The 24376-nt window shown below is 68.5% G+C and carries 17 protein-coding genes; all 17 read left to right on the top strand.

Translation table 11 applies throughout. The features are described 5' to 3' along the window. Positions 1–88 precede the first annotated feature (88 nt). The 17 genes from K7W42_RS03095 (at position 89) to K7W42_RS03015 (ending at position 24371) form a co-directional block, all read left to right on the top strand. Positions 89–907: an energy-coupling factor ABC transporter ATP-binding protein gene (locus K7W42_RS03095; protein ID WP_224572175.1), complete on the top strand. Its 819-nt coding sequence runs from the start codon at positions 89–91 to the stop codon at positions 905–907. Then, complete coding sequence (gene cobN / locus K7W42_RS03090; RefSeq protein WP_224572173.1) at positions 904–5256, top strand: cobaltochelatase subunit CobN; 4353 nt, start codon at positions 904–906, stop codon at positions 5254–5256. Before K7W42_RS03095 ends, cobN begins: the two co-directional genes overlap by 4 nt. Further along, positions 5240–6025, top strand: coding sequence for a class I SAM-dependent methyltransferase (locus K7W42_RS03085; RefSeq protein WP_224572171.1), 786 nt, complete (start codon positions 5240–5242; stop codon positions 6023–6025). The genes cobN and K7W42_RS03085 overlap by 17 nt, the downstream gene beginning before the upstream one ends. After that, positions 6022–7677 (top strand): VWA domain-containing protein, encoded by a 1656-nt coding sequence (locus K7W42_RS03080; RefSeq protein ID WP_224572168.1) that lies wholly within the window; start codon positions 6022–6024, stop codon positions 7675–7677. Before K7W42_RS03085 ends, K7W42_RS03080 begins: the two co-directional genes overlap by 4 nt. Before the next feature lie 195 nt (positions 7678–7872). Beyond that, positions 7873–9750 (top strand): VWA domain-containing protein, encoded by a 1878-nt coding sequence (locus K7W42_RS03075; protein ID WP_224572166.1) that lies wholly within the window; start codon positions 7873–7875, stop codon positions 9748–9750. Between the two features lie 248 nt (positions 9751–9998). Next, on the top strand, positions 9999–10745 hold the full coding sequence (locus tag K7W42_RS03070) for an adenosylcobinamide-GDP ribazoletransferase (RefSeq protein ID WP_224572164.1): 747 nt from the start codon (positions 9999–10001) through the stop codon (positions 10743–10745). Further along, a complete protein-coding gene (locus tag K7W42_RS03065) occupies positions 10742–11344 on the top strand; it encodes a histidine phosphatase family protein (RefSeq protein WP_224572162.1) in 603 nt (200 codons plus the stop codon). Before K7W42_RS03070 ends, K7W42_RS03065 begins: the two co-directional genes overlap by 4 nt. A 573-nt stretch (positions 11345–11917) precedes the next feature. Further along, positions 11918–12829 (top strand): ABC transporter substrate-binding protein, encoded by a 912-nt coding sequence (locus K7W42_RS03060; protein ID WP_224572160.1) that lies wholly within the window; start codon positions 11918–11920, stop codon positions 12827–12829. Then, positions 12826–13455: a cob(I)yrinic acid a,c-diamide adenosyltransferase gene (gene cobO, locus K7W42_RS03055; protein WP_224572157.1), complete on the top strand. Its 630-nt coding sequence runs from the start codon at positions 12826–12828 to the stop codon at positions 13453–13455. Before K7W42_RS03060 ends, cobO begins: the two co-directional genes overlap by 4 nt. Before the next feature lie 28 nt (positions 13456–13483). Then, positions 13484–14830 (top strand): cobyrinic acid a,c-diamide synthase CobB, encoded by a 1347-nt coding sequence (locus K7W42_RS03050; protein ID WP_224572154.1) that lies wholly within the window; start codon positions 13484–13486, stop codon positions 14828–14830. Beyond that, the gene (locus K7W42_RS03045; protein ID WP_224572152.1) at positions 14827–15738 is read left to right on the top strand and encodes a CobD/CbiB family cobalamin biosynthesis protein; all 912 of its coding nucleotides are present in this window, start codon (positions 14827–14829) and stop codon (positions 15736–15738) included. Before K7W42_RS03050 ends, K7W42_RS03045 begins: the two co-directional genes overlap by 4 nt. Next, the gene (locus tag K7W42_RS03040; RefSeq protein WP_224572150.1) at positions 15735–16793 is read left to right on the top strand and encodes a pyridoxal phosphate-dependent aminotransferase; all 1059 of its coding nucleotides are present in this window, start codon (positions 15735–15737) and stop codon (positions 16791–16793) included. The genes K7W42_RS03045 and K7W42_RS03040 overlap by 4 nt, the downstream gene beginning before the upstream one ends. A 19-nt stretch (positions 16794–16812) precedes the next feature. Continuing rightward, complete coding sequence (locus K7W42_RS03035) at positions 16813–18219, top strand: cobyric acid synthase (RefSeq protein ID WP_224572304.1); 1407 nt, start codon at positions 16813–16815, stop codon at positions 18217–18219. After that, positions 18216–18752: a bifunctional adenosylcobinamide kinase/adenosylcobinamide-phosphate guanylyltransferase gene (gene cobU / locus K7W42_RS03030; RefSeq protein ID WP_224572148.1), complete on the top strand. Its 537-nt coding sequence runs from the start codon at positions 18216–18218 to the stop codon at positions 18750–18752. The genes K7W42_RS03035 and cobU overlap by 4 nt, the downstream gene beginning before the upstream one ends. A gap of 2 nt (positions 18753–18754) precedes the next feature. After that, a complete protein-coding gene (cobT, locus tag K7W42_RS03025; RefSeq protein WP_224572146.1) occupies positions 18755–19843 on the top strand; it encodes a nicotinate-nucleotide--dimethylbenzimidazole phosphoribosyltransferase in 1089 nt (362 codons plus the stop codon). Between the two features lie 593 nt (positions 19844–20436). Beyond that, positions 20437–21570: a GGDEF domain-containing protein gene (locus tag K7W42_RS23180; protein ID WP_224572144.1), complete on the top strand. Its 1134-nt coding sequence runs from the start codon at positions 20437–20439 to the stop codon at positions 21568–21570. Between the two features lie 521 nt (positions 21571–22091). Continuing rightward, positions 22092–24371: a putative bifunctional diguanylate cyclase/phosphodiesterase gene (locus K7W42_RS03015; protein WP_224572141.1), complete on the top strand. Its 2280-nt coding sequence runs from the start codon at positions 22092–22094 to the stop codon at positions 24369–24371. The last annotated feature ends 5 nt before the right edge of the window (positions 24372–24376 follow it).

Below are 24376 nucleotides of genomic sequence, written 5' to 3'. Positions count from 1 at the left end.
GCGCTTCCATATCGCAAAATCCGCATCTTTCCCTTCTCGCTCCGCTCGGATTTCATCGAGCAGAACGCTCGATTCGATCGGAGTCCGTATGAGTGCCCCACTTCTGTCCACCCACGACCTGAGCTACACCTACCGCGACGGCACCCAGGCGCTGCGGGGCGTGAGTCTGGATTTCGGCCTGGGGGCTGTGACGGCCCTGATCGGGGCGAACGGCGCCGGCAAAAGCACCCTGTTTCTGAATCTGCTGGGCCTCCTGAAACCCAGCGGCGGCCAGGTGCGCTTTCAGGGGCAGCCGCTGGGCTACAAAAAAAGCGCGCTGGACGCCTACCGCCAGCGCGTGACGCTGGTTGTTCAGGACCCGGACCGGCAGATTTTCTACGCCCGCGTGGCCGACGACGTGGCCTTTGCTCTGCGCAACCTGGGCCTGCCCGACGCCGAGATTCAGGAGCGGGTGGAGGGGGCCCTGCGCGCTACCGGCACTGAGGCCCTGCGCCACAAAGCTGTGCATTCCCTCTCCTACGGCCAGAAAAAGCGCGTGGCGCTGGCCGGGGCCCTGGCGCTGCGCCCGGACGTGCTGCTGCTCGACGAGCCCACCGCCGGCCTGGACCCCGCCATGACAGAGGACATGATTGACCTGCTGGGGCGGCTGCGGGATGGCGGCACACGCCTGATCGTGTCCTCGCACGACATAGACTTTATCTATGCCGTGTCTGACCACGTCTTTCTGCTGGGGCGCGGTGAGGTGCAGGCCAGCGGCGCCCCAGCGGAGGTGTTCCGTGACGCGGCCCTGCTGCGCGGCTGTCATCTGCGTCAGCCGTGGCTGGTGGCCCTGCACAGCCAGACCGGCCTGCCGCTGTTCCCGACGCCAGAAGCCTTGTTCGCTCACCTGAAAGGAGGGCGGCTGTGACGTCCAAATCTTCTCCCCGTTCGCCGGGCTCGCGGCAGCGCGTCACCCGCGCCGATGGGCGCACCATCAATGTGGTCCGGAAGCGCGGCCACCTGAGTTACTGCTTTCATGGATGCTGCTGCGGCCGCACCGACCGGGGCTATGCGGCCGCGCCGGTAGACACCTACAAAGAGGAGTGGACACGCCGCAAGCTGCGCCATCAGGTGCACCTCACGAAAAGCGGCTGTCTGGGACCCTGTCCCCTGAGCAACGTGGCGCATCTGGTCTTTGACGGCCAGGACGTGTGGTTTCACTCGGTCAACGACCCGTGGCTGGTGGTGGCAATCTTCGACTACATCAGCGCCATGCTGGAGGCGGACGGCGCCCTGCCCGTGCCGCCGGAACTGGTGGAGTACACTTTCAACTACTACACCTGGGACGCCGCCAGTGGCCAAGGTGTGGGCCAGCCGCAGGCGGCCGCACCCCTGACGCCCGGTGACCTGCACGGCTTTGCGCTGCTCAGCCATGCCGACACCGACCTGCTGAACTTGCGGGCAGCCAAAGACATCCTGCCAGACGACTTTGGCCCGGTGACCGGCGCCCTGCTGGGGGGCATCCGTAGCGACGCGCAGATGGCCAGCCTGCTGGGTGGGGCCGTGGGCAAGGCCGAGGTGGTGGTCGCCCGCCTGCACGGCCAGATCAGGAATATGCCGGGCATGGACTTGCTGCTCTCGCACGCCCGCCGGGCTGGCCAGACCCTGCTGCTGGTCAGTGGCGCCAACGAGCCGGACGCCGAACTGGCCCGGTTGTCTCTGGCGCCGGCGCACACGCTGGACACGGCGCTGGGCTACCTGGCGGCCAGCGGCTGGCAGAACACCCGCGAACTGCTTCTGTCGCTCTCGGACACCCTGCGGATGACCGGGTACGGCGCCCAGCCGCCCCTGGCCCTGCCGGAACACGGCGTGTACCACCCCCAACTGCCTGAGAACGCCACCCTGGCCGACTGGGAGCGCTGGCACGACCCCCAGCGTCCGGCCATTGGTGTCCTCTTTTACCGCGCGCATGCGCTGAGCGGCAACACCGCCTTTATCGACACGCTCATTGAGGCGCTGGACGAGGCGGGTGCGGATGCCCTGCCAGTCTTCACCACGTCCCTGAAAGACGTGGACGGCGCCGGGAACCCCAAAGCCTTCGCGCTGTTTCAGGCTACAGATGACCAGCAGTTGGGGCGGCCCCTCATTTCCGCCCTCATTACTACCCTTTCTTTTGCCATGGCCGACGTGAACGCGGGCGGGATCACTGCGGCGGGGGACAACGTCTCGGCGCTGGCCCGGCTGGGGGTGCCGGTGGTGCAGGGCGTGACGCTGGGCGGCGGACGCGGCCCCTGGGAGACCAGCTCACGCGGCCTGAACCCTCTGGATACCGCCATGAACGTCGCCATTCCCGAGTTTGACGGGCGCATTATCTCGGTGCCTTTTGCGTTCAAGGAGCAGGAGGGCGAGGTCCGGCGGCAGGTGGCCGACCCGGAGCGCACCGCGCGGCTGGCCGGAACGGCCCTCCGGCTGGCCCGCCTGCGGCACAAGGCCAACTTCGAGAAGCGGCTGGCGTTTATTTTTACCAATTCCTCCAGTAAGGCGTCGCAGGTGGGCAACGCGGTGGGGCTGGACTCGGCGGCGTCGCTGCTGCGGGTGCTGCGCGCCCTGAAGGCTGATGGCTACGACGTGGGCGACTTGCCAGCACAGTCCGATGACCTGATGCACGACCTGATCGAGCGGAGCAACTACGACCAGACTGTGATGACGCCAGGGCAACTGGCCCGGGCCGCCGTCAGGATTCCGGCGGCGCAGTACGGGGCCTGGTTTGCTGAGCTGCCCGCCTCTCAGCAGCGGCGCGTGACCGAGCAATGGGGCAAGGCGCCGGGCGAGGCATACGTGCATGAGGGCCAGCTTTGCCTGGCGGGCCTGACTTTCGGGAAGATGTTCGTGGCGCTGCAACCCCCGCGTGGGTACGGCATGGACGCCGACGCCATCTACCACACGCCGGACCTGCCGCCTACCCACCACTACCACGCCCTGTACCGCTGGCTGCGGGAGCCGGAAGTGCTGGGCGGCTTTGGCGCCGACGCCCTGATTCATGTCGGCAAGCACGGCACGCTGGAGTGGCTGCCTGGCAAGGGCGTGGGGCTCTCTGAAACCTGTTTTCCAGACAGCCTGCTGGGCGACCTGCCGCTGTTCTACCCGTTTGTCATCAACGACCCCGGAGAAGGCACCCAGGCCAAACGCCGCGCCCACGCCACCATTCTCGACCACCTGCCCCCGCCTCTGACGCGCGCAGATACTTACGGCCCCCTGGCCGAACTCGCCCGGCTGGTGGACGAGTACTACCAGCTCGAACTGCTTGACCCCAGCAAGCTGCCGCTCCTCCAGGGCCAGATCTGGGACCTGGTGCAGCAGGCCAACCTGGGCACCGACCTGGGCACCATGCTGCGCCGCGACCACGGTGACCACGTCCACGAGTGGGACGAAACCGAGACCGAGGATGGCGTGCCCACCACCATCGCCGAGATGAGTGGGTCGGACGTGGCGCACCTGCTGGAAGACATTGACGGCTATCTGTGCGAGCTGGGTGCGGCGCAGATCCGGGACGGTCTGCACACGCTGGGGCTGGCCCCCCAGGGCGAGCAGCGCCCGGAGATGCTGCGGGCGCTGACCCGCCTGGCCAACGCCGAGGTGCCGGGCCTGCACGCCGGTCTGGCCGACCTTCTTGGCCTTGACCTCACCGAGTTGCTGGGAAGTCCCGGTCAGCGCCGCCAGGCGGACACGGCGCTGAACAACCTGGCCGGTCAGCCGGTGCAGACGAACGCAGATGCGCTGGAGCTGCTGGACGAACTCGGCCTGCATCTGTACCAGACCTTGCAGGACCGGCACTTTGACCCGGCGGCCATTCCAGAGGTCCTGGCTCTGACCCTGGGCGTGCGGGAGGGCTACGGCACGGTGCCGCGTACGCTGGACTACGCCTGCCGTGACCTGAACCGCCACCTTGACCGCACCGAGGAGGAAATCACCAACCTCCTGCTGGGCCTTGCCGGGCGCTATGTGCCCGCCGGGCCCAGCGGGGCACCGTCACGCGGTCAGGCGCATATCCTGCCCACCGGCCGCAACTTCTATGCCGTGGACCCGCGTGCGGTGCCTTCGCAGGCGGCCTGGGCGGTGGGCCAGAATCTGGCGCGCGAAGTGCTGGAGCGCCACCGGCAGGAAACCGGCGGGGCGTACCCGGAACACGTCGCCATCAGTGTGTGGGGCACCAGCAACATGCGCACGCAGGGAGACGACATCGCCCAGATCTTTGCGCTGCTGGGTGTGCGCCCCCTGTGGCACCCGCAAAGCCGCCGGCTGGAGGGCGCCGAACTCATTGCCCTGGAGGACCTGGGCCGCCCGCGCATTGACGTGACCGTGCGGATCAGTGGGTTTTTCCGGGACGCTTTCCCGCACCTGATTCACCTGCTGGACGAGGCTTTTCGGCTGGCCATGCACGCCGACGAGGACCCAGACCAGAACTTTCCGCGCCGGCACTACCTGGCCGAACTGGAAGGCCGCCTCCTGGACCTGCCCCCAGAAGAAGCCGAGGCGCGCGCCACGTACCGCGTGTTTGGCAGTGCGCCCGGCACCTATGGGGCGGGCATTCTCGACCTCATTCAGGAGGGCAACTGGCAAACCGACGCCGACTTTGTCAGGGTGTTCGTGAACTGGGGCGGATACGCCTACACCGCCGCCGAACAGGGGGCCGACGCCCGCGAGGACTTCCGCGCCCGCCTGGCACAGACGCAGCTGGTGCTGCACAACCAGGACAACCGCGAACACGACATTTTTGACAGCGACGATTACCTGCAGTTTTTCGGCGGCATGATGGCGTCGGTGCGGCACCTCAGCGGCGTGCAGCCGCGCGGCTACTTTGGGGACAGCGCCAACCCCGAGCGGGCGCGGGTGCGCGACCTGAAAGAAGAGGCGCTGCGTGTCTACCGCAGCCGTGTGGTGAATCCCAAATGGCTTGACGGGATTCGCCGGCACGGCTACAAAGGCGGGCTGGAGCAGACGGCCACTGTGGACTACCTGTTTGGCTTTGACGCCACCGCTGACCTCGCCCACGACTTCATGTATGAGGGCGTCGCCCAGGCCTACGCGCTGGACCCCGAGAATCAGGATTTCCTGCGTCAGAGCAACCCGTGGGCGCTGAACGCCATCGCCAGTCGCCTGCTGGAAGCCGAGGGGCGCGGCATGTGGCGCCCGCAGCCCGAGACGCTCTTGGCCTTGCAGAGCCTGCTGGCCGAGAGTGAAGGGCTGCTGGAGGAACGCGGTGAACGTGCCCGCTGATCCCTTGACCCGCTGGCGCGACCTGGTGCTCTCGGCGCGGTCGGAGCGCTACAGGCCCGACCGCGACCTCGCTTTCTGGCAGGCCAAGGCCGCCGACTACGACCACACCCAGCCGGCGCTGCCCAACACGGTGAGCTGGCTGCGGGGCGACCTGCACAGGACCTGGAGCCTGCTGGACGTGGGCGCGGGCACGGGCCGCCTGCTGCTGCCGCTGGTGGGGGCGGTGGCCCAGGCGACTGCCCTGGACTACTCGCCGGACATGCTGGCCCAGCTGCGGGCCAGGGGGGCACCGCCCCACCTGAGGACCGTGTGCTGTTCTCTGGAGGAGGCGCCCGACCAGGTTCCGGTCCATGACGCCGTTCTGGCGGCCTGGTCGCTGGCGTATCAGCCCGAACTGCGCCCGGCCCTGGAAACCCTGCGGCGTCTGAGCCGCCACGCGCTGTATCTGCTCGAAGACGACGGCGTGGGCAGTCCACACGTGCAACTGCGCCGCGCACTGGCCGGCACCCCTAAGCCGGGCCGGGCGCGGTTGCTGCGGGAAGCGCTTGAGGCCCTGGGCTGGCCTGTGACAGCGCAGGCCATCACAGAGAGTCGGGAGTTGACGTTTACGACCACGGCTGAGATGTTGACCTTCGCCCGCCTGCCGCTTTCTGAGGCCCAGAGTCTGGCCGCCCTCAAGCCGTATCTGCGTCAGGAAGCTGGGGGATGGCGCTACTGCTGGACCTTCGAGATCACCGTGCTCCGGGTGGCCTGCGGGGCGCCGGCATGACGGCCTACCCCCTCTGTGCGGTGGCGCACCAGCCTCACCTGCTACTGGCGCTGTCACTGGTGGCCGTCTGCCCGGCCCTCGGCGGGGTCCTGATTCGGGGTGACAAGGGGTCAGCCAAGAGCACGGCGGCGCGGGGGCTGGCGGCCCTGCTGCCGGGCGGCGGCCCCTTCGTGAACCTGCCGCTGGGCGCCACCGAGGACCGCGTGGTCGGTACCCTGGACCTGGACGCTGCCCTGAGGGGCGCGGCGCGGCTCAAGCCGGGTTTAATGGCGCAGGCCCACGGCGGGCTGCTGTATATCGATGAAGTCAACCTGCTGCCCGACCATCTGGTAGACGTGCTGCTGGACGCCGCTGCCATGGGTGTGGTGCGGGTGCAGCGCGACAGCCTCAGCGCCGAGCAGCCGGCCCGCTTTGCGCTGGTGGGCAGCATGAACCCCGAGGAGGGGCAGCTGCGCCCACAGTTTCTGGACCGCTTTGGGCTGTGCGTGGATGTTCTGGCCCCCCGCGAGCCCGAGCAGCGGGCAGAGATTCTGCGCCGCCGCATGGCCTTTGAGACGGACCCTCAGGGGTTTCAGGCGCAGTGGGCCGGGGAAGAAGAGCGGCTGGCCACTCAGCTGCGGCGGGCCCGCGAGGCCTGGGCACAGGTGAAGGTGCCAGACGACCTGCTGAGCCAGCTGTCGGCGGTGGTGCTGCGTGCTGGGGTCGCCAGCTTGCGGGCTGATCTGGTGCTGCACCGCGCCGCCCGCGCCCACGCGGCACTCCAGGGGCGCCTGACCGTGCAGTGGGCCGACGTGGAGGTGGTGGCCCCCCTGGTGCTGAACCACCGCGCCGCCGTTCCGCCGCCCCCGCCATCTCCCCCTGCGCCGCCCAGTGAGGACCCGTCGCCACCCCCGCCGGACCCGGCTCAGGCTCCTCCAGACGCCGCGCCCGAGGACATCTTCGCGCCTGCGCCCGCCGCGCCCATCACACTGCATCACACGGCGCTGGGCCGTCAGCCAGCCGGAGCGCAGCCAGGCCGGGTAGTCCGCACGGTGGCGGACCCACAGGCCGGTCGGCTGCACCTGCCGGCCACCCTGCGCAGCGCCCTGCAACGGGGGGCGCCGGGTGACTTTCACCTGACCCGCGAGGACTTTCACGCGCCGGTCTTAGAGGTGCAGTCGGGCCGCCGGGTGCTGTTTGTGGCAGATGCCAGCGGCAGCGTGGGGGCTGCCGGCCGCATGGGCGCCCTGAAAGGGGCCATGCTGGCGCTGCTGGCCGGCGGCGGTGGGCGTGACCGGGCCGCGCTGGTGACGTTCCGGGGCAGTGGGGCCGACCTGCGGCTGGACTGGACGGCCGACCGTCAGGAGGCCGAAGACGCGGTGCGCTCGGTCCCCACGGGCGGGCGCACGCCCCTGGCCCACGCGCTGCACCTGGCCGGCACCGTCCTGCGTGCCCAGCCGGGTGCGGAACTGGTGGTGTTCACCGACGGGCGGGCCAATGTGCCGCTTCACCCTGGCAGCGACGCCTGGACAGACGCGCTGGAGCAGGCCCAGAGCCTCAGAGGTCACCCCTGCACAGTGGTCAACACCGAGAGCGGCCACGTCCGCCTCAGCCGCGCCGCGCAGCTGGCCCAGGCTCTGGGCGGGGCAGTTCAGGACCTGCACCCGGTTTGACAGTGCTGTTGCCCACTGGCCTGTCGAGGGGCCGGCGGGCGAGTCAATGTGGTCACCTGCGGAGGCTGAGGCGGGCGCCCCGCCTGCAAGCGGTCCCCATGTGCGGCCAGGGTGCCTGCTCGGAATCACTACACTGAAGCAGGAGAGAGGCTGGCGAGGCCATATGCGCGCCGCCAGCGCTCTGAAGGAGAGCACATGACCGTACTTCTCAAGGGGCAGCGCCTGGCCCTGGGTGCCCAGGGTCAGGGCCTGACCTTGACCCTGCACGCGGCACTGGACCACCCAGACGTTGACCTCAGTCTGTTCGCGCTGAATGACGCCCGCACCATCGTGGATGACCAGTACCTTGTCTTTTTCAATCAGCCCGCTTCACCGCGCGGGGAAGTGCGTATGACCGCCGCGCCTGGAGACGTGCAGTTCACGCTGAACCTCGACCAGCTGCCAGAGTGGATCTCACGCCTGGTGCTGTGTGCCACAAGCGACTCGCAGCCGATTGGCCGCCTGCGGCGCGGCCAGGTGACGATCACGCCGTCGGTGGGGGACCCTCAGCAGTTCATGCTGACCCCCGGCGGCGCTGAGTTGGCCGTCATGCTGGTGGAGATCTACCGGCACCAGGGGGCGTGGCGCGTCGCGGCGGTAGAACAGGGCTTTAACGGCGGCATGGCGGCGCTGGTGAGGTCCTTTGGTGGAGAGGTGGCCGAGGAAGAACCGGCCCCGCCACCGCTGGCCACTGTATTTCCGCCCGCGCCTCCGGCGGTGCCAGCGCCCGCCAGCAAGGTTGACCTGCGCAAACAGCAGGTTGGTGTGGTGCTGACCCGGACAGGGATCAGCGGCCTCAGGGCGCGGGTCATGGTCGTGATGGACGCTTCTGGCAGCATGGGGAAGCTCTACAGCCGCGGCACAGTTCAGGAGACGCTCGAACGGCTGATTCCTGTTGCGGCCCGTCTGGACGACAACAATGCCATGGAGTTCTGGTATTACGCCAGCCGGTTTGCGCGCATGGGCGACCTCGACGAGGACAGTGTGCTGGGTGTGGCGGGCACGCAGATGCCTCAGCTGATGGGCGTCGTGCCCGCCGTGAAGCAGATCGGCTACGGCAACAATGAGCCCCCGGTGATGCAGGACGTGCTAGGGGTGCACCGGGAAGCCGCCGCAGAGGACCGTGCCGCGCGCCTACCTGTTCTGCCGACCCTGGTGCTGTTCGTCACAGACGGCGGCATTGACAGCGGCACCAGCCGGAAGATCGAGAAGATTCTCAAGAGCACCGCCTCCGAGGCGCTGTTCTGGCAGTTTGTCGGCCTGGGCCAGGCAGATTACGGGGTGCTGGCCAGGCTCGATACCTTGCAGGGACGGGTACTCGACAACTCCGGGTTCTTCGCCGCCGACGACATTGACCAGTTGGACGACGAGCAGCTCTACAGTCAGCTGCTCAGTGAATTTGCGGCCTGGTGGAAGAAATGGGAAACGTTGGGTTTGAGTGCGCCGCCCGCCGCCCGTACCCCGGCGCCGGCAGCAGCTGCGCCTGCAAGTCAGGTCAGCCTGAAGAAAAACGCCAGCGTGAACATCGAAAAAGGCAAGAAAATTACGATCACTCTGCAGTGGGCCGGTCAGGGCGACCTGGATCTCTACGCTTTTTATGTCCTTAAAGATGGAACCACGGGCAAGGTGTACTACCGCGAGCAGGGCGCGTCCAGGAGGCCCCCGTACATCACGCTTTCGGGCGACAGCCGAAAAGCAGGTCAGGAAACGGCGGTGATTCACCGGCCGGACGAACTGGCCCATGTGGTGTTCGCGGCGTACAGCGCCGTGTCAAACGGGGCAGGGTCGTTTGCCAGCTACAAGCCCATGACCATCTTCACGGATGATCTCGGCCAGGAGGTCACGGCGCCGGTGCTGGGCCGCAACCACTTCTCGTTCTGGGTGGCCCTGTCGGCCATCGACCTGACGGGCGCGCAGGCAAAGATCAGTCATCTGGAGCGCTACTCCAGCTTCGGCACGGAGCGCAGCCCAGTGCTACACGCTTCAGGGAAACTGGAGATGAATAAGGGCGTCATCGAGTTCAAGGGACGGTGAGGATGGTCTCGCGCGTCGTCGCTGCGCAAACCGGAGCGGCCAGTTCACCCTCAACCGCTTGGCAGACCAATGGAGGAAGTCAGCGAAAGAGGCCGCCGCGCTGACGGAATGAAGGGGCGTTGCTGACGATCCAACGAACCTGGCGGTTGCGGCTCAGCCTGCATGGCCAGTCGCCCGCTGCACTGCGGCTGAGGTTGCTCTGGCCGTGAAGTAGGCCTTCTCCCTCGCCGTCGTGTAAAACAGGCGGCGTGAAGCGTGGGTTCTGGCTGCATAGGTTCTGGACACAGTGGCGGGCGGCTCAGCTGGCCATCACCTTTCTGTCGGTCATTCCTCTGCCCGACCCAGGGAACGTGGGCGCCCAGGAGTTCCGGCGGGCCAGCGCCTATTACCCGCTGGTGGGGTATCTGGTGGGGGGTGCCGCCGCCCTGGTGCTGTGGCTGCCCCTCCCGCTGCCGGCGAACGTGCAGGCGGCGCTGGCCGTCTGGGCCTGGCTGGCGGTCACTGGCCTGATGCACTTTGACGGCCTGGTGGACAGCGCCGACGCGCTGCTGGCGCCGCGTTCGCCGGAACGGCGCCTGGAAATCATGCACGACGTGCATGTCGGGGCGTTTGGGCTGGCCACGGGGGTACTGGCCCTGCTGCTGCTGTGGAGTCTGCTGGGTGCGGGTCTGCCCGCCTACGCCGCTGTGGTGGCGGCGGTGCTGGGCCGCGCGGTGATGTGGGGCGTCATGAACGCTTTCCCGGTGGCGGGCAGCAGTCGCCTGGGCGGGCAGTCGCGCGGCGGCGCAGGCTGGGTGCCGTTGCTGCTGACCGTGCCGGTGCTGCTGCTCCCCGGAGGCTGGCAGGCCGCGCTGGCAGCGGGCGCCGGTGGCTGGCTGGCGGCCCGGTTTGCGGCCGGGCGCCTGGGAGGTGGGCTGAGCGGCGACATCTACGGCCTGGTGGTGGTGGCCGCCGAACTGGGGGCGCTGGGGGCCTATGCCTGGGGCCGGGCGTGACCCTGCGGCTGCATCTGGTGCGGCACGCGCCCACGGCCCGCAACCGCGAGGGCCGCTATCCACTGGCACACGATGACGCCCCCCTCTCCGCCGCCGGAGAGGCACTGGCGCGGTCTCTGAAGTTGCGCGGCGCTGTGAATGAGGGAGCGACCGTGTTCGCGTCCCCGCGCTTGCGGGCGCGGCAGACAGCGGCGCTGGCCGGCTTTCCTCACGCCGCCCCCGCTCCCGAGCTGACCGAAGCGCAGTTTGGGGTGATGGCTGGCCTGACCTGGGCTGAGCTGGAAGCCCGCCACGGGTCCGCGCCACGCACCTGGATAGAGGCCCTGGCCGACCCTGATTCGGGCAGCGGCCCACCGGGGGGCGAGACGGGGCGCGCCTTTCACGCGCGGGTGCGGCACTGGCTGGACGCCCTGCCCAGCAGCGGCGAGGTGTTGGCCTTTGCCCATGCGGGCAGCTTGCAAGCCGCTCTGCGAGTCACCCTGGGCCTGAACGCGGTGGTCACGCCGCCGGGCACGCGGGTCACCCTGGACCGGGGCGAGGTGGATGGCGGCGAGGCAGCGTGGTGGCTGGTCGCGCTGGTGCCGCCCGAAGCACCGTAACCGCATGCGCTGCGCCGGCTGAGATAACTTCCACACATCAGCATGGAATTTGTGCGCCTGGAACCCGCTGGACTTCTGCGCGCCTCGTACAGCCTCCAATGGAATCAAGTGGCCTTGAAAAGCGTCGCAGCAGCCTCGAAGAGCTTCACAAAAGGGCGAGAACAACGGCCGATTTCGCCGCGTGGAGGCGCAGACGGCGCCCTTCTGCGCTGTGCGGTCATGACGCAGAACCCGTACCGCTCGGCTTCAACCGTCTTCGCAAGCTGTGGTCTCGGAATCCGTCTGATAGGCTCGGGGCACCTGAGCCAGGGGAAGTCCGGTGAAGGTCTGCTCTCCGAGCGGCCCAGTCCGGCGCTGTCGCGCAGCGGTAATCAGGTGCGGAATACACTTTTCGCCTGTCAGCCCGAATGCCTCTCAGGGACGTCTCGCCTCACGGCGGGGCACCTCTCGCTGTCAGAGGGCCGCAGTTACGCATGAACGCGACCTGCTTTCCGGCCCCAGGCCCTGGCGGGTTTTTCTGTTTCGTGCGCCCGCACAGGTGGCCTGTTTTCGCCCCGCACGCCGGAGCTTTTCATGCCCCACCTACGTTCCCCTGTCCCTACCCCTGCTCGCTGGAGCCTGAATCTAACGGCTGTGCTGGCCGCGGCAACCCTGTCGGGCGCGTCGGCCACCAGATATCCGCTAACGGTCACCGACGATCTGGGACGCACGGTCACCCTGCGCGCCGAGCCCCGGCGAATCATCTCGATGCTGCCCAGCCACACCGAGACCCTGGAGGCCATTGGGGCCGCCGACAAGCTGATTGCAGTGGACCTCTACAGCAACGCCCCCAAGGCGCTCGTTGACCGCTTGCCTAAGGTGGGCAGCGCCTATCAGCCCAACCTCGAAGCCATCGCGGCCCTGAAACCCGACCTCGTCCTGGCCGACGAATCCAGCGGCTCGCGCCTGACCGAGAAACTGGCGGCGGCGGGCCTGACGGTCTACGGCGGCACCGCCCAGACCTATAAGGAAGTCTTCGAGAAGATCGCCACTCTGGGCAAACTCACCAACCGCGAGGTCAACGCCACCCGCCTGGTCACCCGCATGCGCAGTGACCTGAATGGCCTGCAGCAACTGGTGATCGGCCGCCCCAAGGTCAGCACCTACTACGAGGTTGACCCCTCGCCCTATTCGGTGGGCCCCAACTCCTTTATTGGGGTGCTGATTAGCCAGGCGGGCGGCCAGACCATCGTGCCCGCGCGGCTGGGTAACTTTCCCAAACTGGACCCGGAACTGATTGTCAAAAGTGATCCGCAGGTCATGGTAGGCCTGACCCTCGACGAAGCCCGCCGGCGCCCCGGCTGGAGCAGCCTGCGCGCCGTGTCCTCTGGTCAGGTGTTTAACCCCACGCCCGAAGAGCGTGACGCCCTCAGCCGCCCCGGCCCGAACCTCGTCACCGCGCTGCGCAGCCTGATTCGCTGGCTGCACCCCGAGGCGCTGAAATGACGGGCGATTCTATGCCCGGCGAGTCCACCCAGGAACGCCGCGAGCGGGCCATGCGCGAGCTGACCGAGCAGCGCGACGCCTACCGCAAGAAAGAGGGGGTGAGCAAGGGGCGGCGCGGCCTGATTATCGTGAACACCGGCAAGGGCAAGGGCAAGACCACCGCCGCGCTGGGCCTGATGATGCGGGCGCACGGCCGTGGCCTGCGCGTCAAGATGTTCCAGTTCCTGAAGCACGACACTGCAAAATTTGGAGAGCACCGCACGTTGGACGCGCTCCAGCTGCCCTATCAGGGGCTGGGCGACGGCTGGACCTGGCGGTCACGCGACCTCGAAAACAGCGCGGAGCTGGCGGCGCACGGCTGGACCCTCGCCAGGGAAGCGGTGCTGTCGGGCGACTACGACCTGATCGTTCTGGACGAGTTCACCTATCCCCTGAAATACGGCTGGGTGGAGTGGGCCGAGGTGGAAGCTGCGCTGCGGGCCCGCGACCCCCGGCTGCATGTGGTGATTACCGGCCGGGGCGCCTTGCCAGAGCTGATAGCCCTGGCCGATACGGTGAGCGAGATTCAGCCGGTCAAGCATGCTTACGCCGCAGGGATTGGCGGGCAACTGGGCATCGAGTACTGACTGTGGGCCTGGCGACCTGTGAGACCCCATGAGGCGGCTGGTGATTGCGGCGCCGCACTCCGGCAGTGGCAAAACCACCGTCACGGCGCTGCTGTGCCTGGCGCTGCGCGGACGTGGCCTCACGGTTCAGCCGTATAAATTTGGCCCCGACTACCTGGACCCGACCCACCTGAGCCGCGCGGCGGGACGGCAGGCACGCAACCTCGACACGTTTCTGCTGTCACAGACGCGCATGAAAGCCCTGTTCCAGCGGTCAGCGGCGGGGGCGGACTTTGCGCTGATCGAGGGCGTTATGGGCCTGTACGACGGCCGTGACCCGCACAGCGATGAACACAGCACGGCCGACCTGGCCAGTCAGCTGGACGCCCCAGTGGTGCTCGTGATTGACGCAGGCGGCATGGCGCGCACCGTGGCGGCCCTCGCGGCAGGCCTGCGCGACTTCCGGCCAGGGCTCCGGGTGGCGGGGGTCATCCTGAACCGGGTGGGCGGCGCCCGGCACGCCGAGCTGTGCGAGGTGGCCCTGACCCAGGTGGGGCTGCCGGTCCTGGGTCACGTCTCCCGCGACGCGCACCTGGAGTTGCCCGCACGCCACCTGGGCCTCCTGAGTGCCGAGCAAGCCCACTGGGATGAGGCCGCCGCCCTGAGCGCTGTAGCCCACCTGCGGCTGGACGACCTGTGGGAAGCGGCCGGTGTCAGCCCCAGCGGCGACGAGGGACATGTCAGCACGCCAGCCCTGACCTTTCCCACGTCGCGCGTTCGCATCGCCTACGCGCTGGACGAGGCCTTTCATTTTTACTACCCGGACGCGCTGGATGAACTGAGGCTGGCCGGCGCAGAACTGGTGCCGTTCAGCCCTCTGCGGGATGCTGGCCTGCCGCCGGGCAGCTCGGGGCTGCTGCTGGGCGGCGGCTACCCCGAAGTGCACGCCGCCGGGCTGAGTGCCAACGTCGCCATGCGGCAAAGTGTGCGCGCTTTTGCCGACGCTGGGTTCCCAGTCGTGGCGGAATGCGGCGGCCTGATGTACCTCGCCGAGCACCTGGAGACCGAGGGGGAGACGTGGCCGATGTGCGGGGTGGTGCCCTACCGCACCCGCATGGCGTCCTCGCTGACCCTGGGTTACCGTGACGCGCAGGTCCTGCAGGAGTCTCCGCTGTGCCCGGCCGGCGCGGGCGTGCGCGGCCACGAATTCCACTACTCGCACCTGACCCACCCGCCGACCCATCCCGCCTACCAGTTTGCTGGCCGGGGCGGCGAAGAGGTGACCGAGGGGTACGCGCGGGGCAACGTGCTCGCCAGTTACCTCCACCTGCATTACGCGGCGGACCCCGCCATGGCGCGGCGGTTGGTCCAGCGCTGCGCAGAGGCCGCGAGATGAGCCGCCCCGCGCTGCTGCTGGCCCTGGCGCTTGACGCCCTGGGCGAGCCGCCCGCCGCGCTGCATCCGGTCGTCTGGATGGGCCGCTTTCTGAAGCGGACGCGCCGGACCTGGACGGCCACCACCCCACGGGGACAGCTGGAGGAAGGCGCACGGTCCTGGCTGGGCGGCGCGCTGCTGACCGGCGCAGTGGCGACGCTGGGGACGGCACTGCCCTGGCCACTGCAAGGGGTGCTCCTCAAGCCGCTGCTGGCGCGGAAGGCGCTGTTTGACGCAGCACAGGAGGTGCAGCGCGCCCTCCAGGGCGGCGACCTGCCCGAAGCCCGGCGACTGCTGGCGTGGCACCTTGTTAGCCGGGAAACCAGCGGCCTCACGGCCAGTGAGGTGGCGGGAGCCTGCATCGAAAGCCTGGCCGAGAACCTGTCGGACAGTGTGGTGGCCCCCCTGTTGGCCTACCGCGTAGGCGGCCTGCCCCTGGCAGCGGTGTACCGCTATGCCAACACCGCCGACGCCATGTGGGGCTACCGCACGCCCGACCTGGAAGACGCCGGCAAGGCGGCGGCGCGGGCCGACGATCTGCTGAACCTCCTGCCGGCACGTCTGACGGCCCTGTGTACCCTGGCGGCGGCTGGTGGGCGCGGCTGGCGCGTGTGGGCCGCCGACCGCCGCGCGCCCCTCAGTCCCAACGCCGGGCACCCCATGAGCGCTTTTGCCGGGGCGCTGGGCCTGCGCCTGGACAAATGGGATGCGGTGGGGCAACCGCTGTACGTGCTGAACGGGGCGGGTCGCCCTCCGCACCACAGCGATATTGCCCACGCCCTAGTGCTGGCGCGCGGCAGCCTGATGCTGGCCACGGCCGCGCTGCTGCTCTGGCCGGCGCACCAACGCAGGCGCCCGGTGACCCGGTGACCCGCCTGACCCAGGCCCCCCTACCGCCGCTGCTGCCCCGCGCGGCGCACGGTGGCCCCGGGCAGGTGCCGTTCAGCGGGCTGGATTTCAGCGTCAACAGCAATCCGTTTGGCCCCAATCCTGCCCTGCTCCAGGCGGTCAGGGACGCCGACCACGCCCAGTACCCCGACCCCACCTACTTTGTGGTGCGCGCGGCGCTGGCGGCCTGGCACGGCACCACGCCTACGCAGGTGGCCCTTAGCACCGGGGCCTCCGACCTGCTTCACCGCTGCGTGCGGGCGCTGGTCCCCCCAGGGGCGGCGGTGCTGAGCCTGCACGCGCCTTTCGGGGAGCTGGCGCGGGCGGTGGCGCTGGCGCGGTCCCCGCTGTCTGTGCTGGACGACCTGACCCGGCCGTGGCCAGCAGACACGGCGCTGCTCTATGTGGGGCAGCCGCACAATCCCACCGGGCGCACCCTGCCGGCTTCGGCCTGGCCTCTGGTGCTGCGCCGCGCCGAGGAGCAGGGCACGCTGATTGTGGTGGACGAAGCCTACGCCCCCTTCACGGCATTGGACCCCCCCCCCGCCCACCCACAGGTGCTCCGGCTGCTGTCCCCCGGCAAGGCGCATGGCCTAGTGGGCGCGCGGCCCGCCTACGCGCTGGCCAGTGCCGCCCTGTGTGCCCGGCTCGACAACCTGGCCCCGGCCTGGCACCTGAGCGCCGGAACAGCTGCCCTGCTGGAACGGCTGCCGGGCGCCTCGGCCTTTCTGGACGAGACTCTGCCGCAGGTGCAGGCGGGCGCCGCCCAGTTGGCGGGCCAGCTGCGGGCCCTCGGTGAGGTCGAGCATCACGGCACACCGTTTCTGACCCTCAGGGTAGGGGAGGCCGCGGCGGTCACCAGCCAGTTGTGGGCACGCGGCATCAAGGTTCGTGACTGCGCCAGCTACGGCCTGCCGGACTGCATCCGGGTCAGCACCGGCCGTCCCGAGCAGAACGCGGCGCTGGTGGCGGCGCTCAGGGCCGTGCTGGCCCCGGCAGAGTCCTCGCAAGCGCTGGGAGGGGAGACACATGAGTAAACGTCCAGGCCGCGCGCTGATGGTGCAGGGCTGCACCAGCAATGCCGGAAAATCGTATCTGTGCGCGGCGCTGTGCCGCGCGCTGGCCAATGAGGGTTACCGGGTCGCGCCGTTCAAGGCCCAGAACATGAGCAACAACGCCGGGGTGACGCCGCACGGTCAGGCCGGCGGAGGCCTGGAGATGGGCCGCGCCCAGCTGGTCCAGGCCCGCGCCGCGCGGGTGGTGCCCGACGTGCGCATGAACCCGGTGCTGCTCAAGCCGGAAGCCGATACCCGCAGTCAGGTGGTGCTGCTTGGGCGGGTGGAGCCTGAAATCACCGCCCTGCCCTGGCGTGAGCGCAAGCCCCGCCTGTGGCCCTTCGTGCAGCAGGCGCTTCACAGCCTGCTGGCCGAATACGACTTGGTCGTCATTGAGGGGGCGGGCAGTCCCGCCGAAGTGAACCTGAGAAGCAGCGACATCGTGAATATGCGGGTGGCGCTTGAGGCCCAGGCCAGCGTGCTGCTGGCCGCCGACATTGACCGGGGCGGCGCGTTCGCGCATCTGCTGGGCACCTGGCACTGCCTGACCCCTGAGGAACGCACGCTCCTCAAGGGCTTTATCCTCAACCGCTTCCGGGGAGACGCCCGGCTGCTCGCGCCCGCGCCCGAGTGGCTTCAGGCGCAGACCGGCGTGCCCACCCTGGGCGTGGTGCCGTGGCTGCACATCCCGCTCCCCGAGGAAGATGGGGTGGCGCTGGACCGGTCTGGCGTGGCCTTGGACCCGTCCGCAGGCTTCGTGGCGATCGCCCGCCTGCCGCGCGTGTCTAATCTCGACGAGTTTGCGCCGCTGGGCGAGCGGGCGCGCTGGGTGTCCACCCCAGCCGAGCTGGAAGGGGCGCGGGCGGTCATTCTCCCTGGCAGCAAAAGCACGGCAGCCGACCTGCGGTGGCTGCGGGAAAGCGGTCTGGCGGCGGCCACCACGCGCCTCGCCGGGCAGGGGCTGCCCGTGTTTGGCGTGTGCGGGGGGCTTCAGATGCTCGGCCAGACCCTGAGCGATCCCCTGGGTGTAGAGGGCGGCGCCTCTGTACCGGGCCTGGGCCTGCTGGACCTGCACACCGACTTCGCTCTTGACAAGACCACCCTGAACACAGACATCACCGACCCCGAAACGGGGTACGCCCTGAGCGGCTACGAGATTCACCACGGGCAGACTCGCAGCGGGCCGCAGGTGCAGGAATTAGTGCCTGGGCGGCTGTGGCGTCAGGGGAACGTGCGCGGCACCTACCTGCACGGCCTGCTGGAAAACCCGGCCTATCTGGAGCGCTTTCTCGGCTGGGCTGGGCTGCCCGCGCCGCGTGAACTCGACAGCCTTGACGCGCGCCTGGACGCCATCGCCGCTCAGGTCAAAGCCAGCATGGACTGGGATTTTGTGCGGGGGCTGCTGTGATTGAGGCAGACACTCGGCCGGGCCGCCTCATCTTCGTGACGGGCGGCGCGCGCAGTGGCAAAAGCCGTTTTGCCGAAGGACTGGCGGCCGGGTCAGGTCTGCCCGTCACCTACCTGGCCACTGCTCAGGCCCTGGACGGCGAGATGGCTGACCGCATTGCCCGCCACCGCGCCGACCGCCCCGCCGGGTGGCTGACTGTCGAGGAGCCGGTGCACCTGAGAGCAGCCCTTCAAGACGTCCAGACGCCTGTGGTGCTGATTGATTGCCTGAGCCTGTGGGTCAGCAACTTGCTGCTGGCCGACTGGACCGAGGACCACCTGGCCAGCGCCACGGCGGACCTGCTGGACGCCGCCCTGAGCCGCCCCGGCCTGAGCATCGTGGTGACCAACGAGGTGGGCCTCGGGATCGTGCCCGACAATGCGCTGGCCCGGCGCTACCGCGATGTGCTGGGCCGCGCCAATCAGGCCTGCGCGGCCAGCAGTCATGAAGCCTGGCTGCTGGTCAGCGGCCTTCCCCTGAAACTGAGAGGTTGAGTATGACTGCCGATTATCCCCATACCGCTGGCGCGCTGCGTGACCTGATTGACCACCTTCCCGACCCCTGCCCCGACGCTCTGGCGCGGGCCGCCGAACGCCAGGACCAGCTCACCAAGCCGCGCGGTGCCCTGGGCGACCTGGAAGCGCTGGCCATCCGGCTGGCCGGGGTGTTTGGCACGGAGCGCCCGCACGCCCAGGGGGCCGCCGTCATCGTGGCCGCCGGCGACCACGGCGTGACCTGCGAGGGTGTGAGCGCCTATCCGCCAGAGGTGACCCCCGCCATGCTCGCCAATTTCCTGGCCGAAACGGAAGCTGGTCCGGGGGGCGCGGCCGTCAACGCCCTTGCCCGCGCCACTGGTACGCGCGTATACGTCATGGACGCAGGCGTCAATGCCGATTTGCCGGACCATCCGGGCCTCATCCGGGCCGCCCTGCGGCGCGGCAGCCGCAACCTGCGGGTGGAAAGCGCCATGACCGAAGAGGAAACCCGGCAGCTGATTCTGGCCGGAGCGCGCGTCGCCCGGCAGGCCATTGAGGACGGCGCGGACTTTCTTATTCCCGGAGAGATGGGGATTGGCAACACCACACCGGCTGCCGCCATCACAGCCCGGATGCTGGGGGCTGCGCCGGAAGCTGTGACTGGGCGCGGGACGGGCGTGGATGACGAGCGCCTGAGTCATAAGGTGGCCGTGGTGCGCGCCGCCCTTGAGCGCAGCCCGGTGACGGACCCGCTGGCCGTGCTGGCCGAATTTGGTGGCTACGAGATTGCCGCCATGCTCGGGATGATGCTGCAAGCCGCGCGCGAGCGGCGCGCCGTGATTCTGGACGGCTTTGTAGAGGGCAGCGCGGCCCTGATTGGCGTAGCGCTCAATCCGAAACTGCGCCACTTTCTTTTTCCGGCTGGCGAGTGTGCCGAACGCGGCCACCGCGCCCAGCTGGACCACCTTGGTCTCAAACCCATGTTTAACCTGGGCCTGCGGCTCGGTGAGGGAACGGGTGGCGTGCTAGCCGTTCCTCTGCTGCGCGGCGCCGCCGCCACCCTGCGCGAGATGCGAACCTTTGAGGAGGCCGGCATTGCTGCGGGGTAGGTCTGGGGGCTGATTTTTGAGTTTGAGCAGGTCGGTGGAGCAGATCAGTGAGTGTATGGCGGTGCTGATCCAGCCCTCGAAATCTGGTGAGATCGTTGGTCTTGGTGAGAGTCGGTAGTGCTGAGCTGAACGTCTCGCTGACGGCGCGAGACGGCAGGAGCGTGTTCTGGGTGAAGTGCATGGATTCCGCCTTTTTTCGGGACAGGGGCTAACTCTGCGCCCGGCAGCGGTGCTGCCTCTCTCTGGAGCTTTATAGGGCCGTCTCGCTGCGGTGACCAAGTTCAGCCTGAGCGCCAGCGGTCCCCCTCAAGGCTGCTGGCGCCGCTGCCGCTTTCGGTCACTCATTTCATTCGTCTGAGAAACGGTTGAGGGGATTTTCCTTTCAATCGCTTTGGCTGCCGCTTTCAGATGACCGAGGTCCCCCCTAATGGGTGCATCGGTCACTTTGCGCGCAGAAGACAGGACCAGCGTGTCAAAGTGACGCTTGACTTTCAGCTGTTCTCCGTTCTGCACCAGCGCCGATGTGGCTCCGGGGACACTGTTTTGCCGGTTGTTTCCCGCCGCCCGCCGCTTCCCGGAGTCACCTGCCTGCCGTGAATCTCGCCCTGCTGCATAGCCTCTTTGTCAACCTCAGCGTGCTGGTCACGTTTTCTTTTCTGCTGAGCCTGACCTACCGTGCCTGGCCGCCGCCGCCCGGCTGGCAGCTCAAGTCCCTGCGCCTGGGCCTGACCGTGCTGACCACCACCGTGCTGTATCTGATGGCCACGCCCGAAGCGTCGGGCGCCCGCATCGAGCTGAGCCTGGTGCCCGTGGCCCTGATGACGCTGCGCTATGGAGGCTGGCTGGGGGTGCTGGTGGGCCTGCCGTCGTCCCTGCTGCCGCTGGCTGGCCCCGCCCACGACGCCCTGCCCAGCGTCCTCAATTTGCTAGCGGTGGTGGGGCTGACTCACGCTCTGCGCTGGACCCTGAATATGGAAGATGCCAAGGGGTCTTTGCAGCGCTACGGCTGGGCGGTGGGCCTGATCTTTCTGCCTATCGAGTGGCCCCGGCTGCTTCTGGACGACGCCGAGACCCTGATGCGCGTGTATCTGCCCGCACTGGCCTTTCATCTGGTGGGCTTCTGGCTGTGCGCCACCATGATTACCAGCCGTGTGGCCCTACTGCAAAGCCGCGACCAGTTCCGGCTTCAGGCGCTGCAAGACGCCCTGTGTGGTCTGCCCAACCGCCGCCAATTCGAGCTGGACCTGCCTCTGACTGAGCCCGGCGACGCCCTGCTCCTGATTGATCTGGACCATTTCAAGCGCGTGAACGATGAGTTTGGGCATCCGGTGGGCGATGAGGTGCTGGCGGCTGTCGGGCGCGTGCTGGCCGACACCCTGCGGGGCCGGGACCGCGCCTACCGCTACGGCGGCGAGGAATTTGCCGTGATTCTGCGGCGGGTGCCGGGTGACCAGCTGCCGCAGATTGCAGGGCGCCTGCGCGCGGCGGTGTCGGCCCTTCAGTTTGCGCCGCCGCTGGGGGGCGTGACCGTGTCGGTGGGCGGGGCGTCCTTTGGGCCGTGGTCCAGCACGCGCACGCTGTGGCAGGCTGACGAGGCGCTCTATCACGTAAAACAGTCGGGGCGCAACGGCGTGCGGATTGCGGCCCCCACCGCAGGGCTGCCGCCCGCCGAGGAGCTGGAGGCCTGGCTGCGTCAGTCGCCGGGAGCAGTGAGTGGGGATGGATAGTGGCGAGCGCCTGCCGGGCCGTCCTGTTTGAAGATGAGCTTCAGGGATTTGCCACCCGCTGAACGCTGTGGTTGAGGGATTTGCTAGAACCGGCTGTCCTGTTCAGTGCTGTCTCACACGCTTTTTGAGCGTTGCCACTGAGGTCCAGCGCGGCTGAACTCACGATATCCCCGGCAGACAGCCGCCACACAGGCGCTGGCGGTAGCCCCCTTTTTGCAACGCTCGTTAAGATGTTCCCTCATTTGGCGCGCCCTTTCTGGTCTCACCATAAGGATGTTCCCGTCCCTGTTCGCCAGCCTCTTCTTTCGCGTTGTCTTGAAATACTGACGCCTGTCCTGGTCTGATTCAGCTGCCCAGCTCTATCCGTCTTTCCCGCGCCTTCCGGCGCTGCTGAACAGGATGGTGGCTTTCTTGTTCCGTTGCTTCCCGCCCAGGGCGACCGCCGTGGGTTCTGGCTTTTCAAACGCTCTGCGTTCCAGGCCCGTGAAGGGCGAGGCGCGCGCCTCTGGCGCCCCCCGGCTATGAGGTCACCTGGCCGCTCGGCCGCCCGGTCACTCCGGATTCAGGTGCTGGGGCTGCTGGCGCTGCTGTTCGTGCCCGCTGCCCTGGCTTCACTGGTCCTGGTGCCCAATGTCGTCAGCGCCCGCTTTGAAGCCATCGAGCGGGAGCAGTTGCGGCAGGCCACCCAGATTGCCAGCGCCAACTTGCAGGCCGAGGGGCGCCGGGTGGGGCTGTTTGTGCTGAATTTCAGCCTCTGGAGTGAAACATTTGACTTCGCCGCTGGGCGGAATCCAGAGTACCTCGCCGCCAATCTAGTGCCGGGGACCTTCAAGGGTGGCCGGGTGGATTACTGGGGCATTCAGGACGCGGCGGGCCGTTTGCGCTCGGCCGCAACGTTTGAAAGGGAGCGGGTGGTGCCGGCCACCGCGCTGGTCACGGCGCTGTTTGGGCAGTTGCCCCGGCCGCTGCCCGCCGAGGGCGCCGAGGGGGTGGCGCAGCTGGGGGGCCGGGCCTACGTGGTCGCCGCCCGGCCCATCACACGGGACGATGGAAGCGGCAACGGCGGCGCGATGCTGCTGGCCCGCGAGCTGACGCCCGCCGTCCTGAGCGGCCTGATGTACGGCGAAACGGCCTTCCGGGTGCGGCTGACCGCCCAGCCGCCGGCCTCTCCTCAGTTGCGGCTGGAGGCGGCCGAGGGGGTGGCCCTGAGTGCCCTGCCGGCCCCTAAAGGCCCAGCCCAGCTGGCACTGCAGGTCGCGGTGTCCCGCGCCGTGTCGCAGGCGGGACAGGCCACCATCGCGTACTTGCGCCTGGTGACGATTCTGACGGCGCTGCTGCTGGCGGCCGGGCTCCTGCTGTTTCTGAACCGGCGGGTGCTGGGCGTGCTGGAAGGCTACGGGCGCGACACCCAGCGCATTGCAGGCGACCCCACGCACCGCCTGGCCAGCCATGACCGCACCGAACTGGGGCTCCTGGCCGGGACCATCAACGAGCTGCTGGACCACCTGCAGACCCGTGAGGCGCAGCTGCGGGCCCGCGCTCACCACGACGACCTGACGGGCGCCCTGACCCCAGCCGGACTGCTGGAAGAGCTGGGCGAGGTGCCCCACGCCCGCTGCATCCTGCTGGTCGAGGTCATGCGGCTGCAAGAACTCAGTGGGCTGTACGGCGACGGCTTCGTGGATACCCTGCTGGCCGCCCTGGCCGACCGGATGCGGGCGGCCGGGCCGCAGTACCTGGTGGCGCGGCTGTCCACCACCACCCTGGCGCTGGTCTCGCGCGGGCCAAGCGACTTCAAGCCGGCGGCGCTGCTGGCCCGCCTGGCCCAGCCGTTTCCCGTACAGGACGGCGAGGTCTCGGTCAACTTCACGGCGGGCTACGCCGAGGCCCCGGACGCCCTGCCCGCGCCGGCCCTGCTGCGTCACGCGAACATTGCCCTTCAGCACGCGCTGGATGTGCACGAGCCACTGGGCCTGTTCACCGATGAACTGCTGCGGCGCAGCCAGGAAGCCCACCAACTGGAAATGCAGCTGGCCGGTGCGGCGACGCGTGGCGAGCTGTCGGTGGTGTATCAACCTGTGGCCGAAGTCGCCACGGGGCGCTGGAGTGCCATGGAAGCGCTGCTGCGCTGGACGCACCCCACGCTAGGGCCGGTGTCGCCCGCCACGTTTATTCCGCTGGCTGAACGCAGTGGCCAGATCTACGCGCTGGGCGACTGGGCGCTGCGCGCCGCTGTGCAGGAGGTGCAGGCGGTCCGTGCCCAGTGGCCCCAGGTGCGTGTCAACGTGAATGTCAGCCCGGTGCAGCTCCTGATGCCAGACTTTGCTGCCCACGTCCTCAGTACGCTGGACGACTTGAAAGCCCCCGCCGACATCCTGACTGTGGAGGTCACCGAGTCCACGGTCATGCAGAACCTCGACCTGGCCTGTGTTCACCTCGCCCGCCTGCGCAGCGCAGGCATTCGGGTGGCGCTGGACGATTTTGGCAGTGGGCATTCCAGCCTGTCGCTGCTCAGCGAACTCCCCTTGGATACCGTCAAACTGGACCGCTCTTTCCTGAGGGCCACCGCCGAGAACGCGGGGCGGCAAGCGCTGCTGCGCAGCACCGTGGGCCTGGCGCGCGACCTGGGGCTTCAGGTGGTGGCCGAGGGGGTTGAAGACCAGGCCATGCTCGACTGGCTGGGCAGCCTCTCGTGCGACTACGTTCAGGGCTACTACATTGCCCGGCCGCAGCCGCTGGCGACCCTGTTGCCGCAGCGGCCAGGGGCAGCGCGTCAGCACCCTACCCCCACCGCGCCATAGACAGG

It is taken from the genome of Deinococcus betulae (assembly GCF_020166395.1).
Classification (GTDB): Bacteria; Deinococcota; Deinococci; order Deinococcales; family Deinococcaceae; genus Deinococcus; species Deinococcus betulae.
This window is presented reverse-complemented; position numbering and strand designations above follow the sequence as displayed.

What these genes read in the sequence shown, in the direction of transcription:
- K7W42_RS03050 (WP_224572154.1), top strand. Translation starts at nt 13,484, where the DNA reads ATGAGGCGGCTGGTGATTGCGGCGCCGCACTCCGGCAGTGGCAAAACC.
- K7W42_RS03075 (WP_224572166.1), top strand. Translation starts at nt 7,873, where the DNA reads ATGACCGTACTTCTCAAGGGGCAGCGCCTGGCCCTGGGTGCCCAGGGT.
- K7W42_RS03045 (WP_224572152.1), top strand. Translation starts at nt 14,827, where the DNA reads ATGAGCCGCCCCGCGCTGCTGCTGGCCCTGGCGCTTGACGCCCTGGGC.
- K7W42_RS03035 (WP_224572304.1), top strand. Translation starts at nt 16,813, where the DNA reads ATGGTGCAGGGCTGCACCAGCAATGCCGGAAAATCGTATCTGTGCGCG.
- cobT (WP_224572146.1), top strand. Translation starts at nt 18,755, where the DNA reads ATGACTGCCGATTATCCCCATACCGCTGGCGCGCTGCGTGACCTGATT.
- K7W42_RS03060 (WP_224572160.1), top strand. Translation starts at nt 11,918, where the DNA reads ATGCCCCACCTACGTTCCCCTGTCCCTACCCCTGCTCGCTGGAGCCTG.
- K7W42_RS03015 (WP_224572141.1), top strand. Translation starts at nt 22,092, where the DNA reads ATGAGGTCACCTGGCCGCTCGGCCGCCCGGTCACTCCGGATTCAGGTG.
- cobO (WP_224572157.1), top strand. Translation starts at nt 12,826, where the DNA reads ATGACGGGCGATTCTATGCCCGGCGAGTCCACCCAGGAACGCCGCGAG.
- K7W42_RS03080 (WP_224572168.1), top strand. Translation starts at nt 6,022, where the DNA reads ATGACGGCCTACCCCCTCTGTGCGGTGGCGCACCAGCCTCACCTGCTA.
- K7W42_RS03095 (WP_224572175.1), top strand. Translation starts at nt 89, where the DNA reads ATGAGTGCCCCACTTCTGTCCACCCACGACCTGAGCTACACCTACCGC.